The sequence below is a fragment of the Nocardioides malaquae genome (genome assembly GCF_015070385.1).
Classification (GTDB): Bacteria; Actinomycetota; Actinomycetes; order Propionibacteriales; family Nocardioidaceae; genus Nocardioides; species Nocardioides malaquae.
In genome coordinates this window covers 1-237 of sequence record NZ_JADCSA010001179.1, presented here as the reverse complement: position 1 = coordinate 237, position 237 = coordinate 1, and the positions used below count along the sequence as shown (strand labels likewise).

General features: G+C 57.8%; 1 pseudogene. It reads left to right on the top strand.

Going from position 1 to position 237, the window contains the following annotated elements:
- Positions 1 to 237: pseudogene (locus IEQ44_RS16515) on the top strand (F0F1 ATP synthase subunit alpha); the annotation flags it as partial.

The window sequence follows — 237 nt, the reverse complement described above, 5'->3', positions numbered from 1 at the left end:
ACTCCGGTATTTTCTGTGTTTATGTTGCAGTCGGCCAGAAGCGTTCCACCGTTGCCAACATCGTTCGCAAGCTGGAAGAAACCGGCGCCCTGGCCAACACCATCGTGGTTGTTGCCAGTGCTTCGGAATCCCCCGCACTGCAATTCCTGGCGCCATACGCCGGTTGCACCATGGGCGAGTTCTTCCGCGACCGCGGTGAAGACGCACTGATCGTTTACGATGACCTGTCCAAGCAGG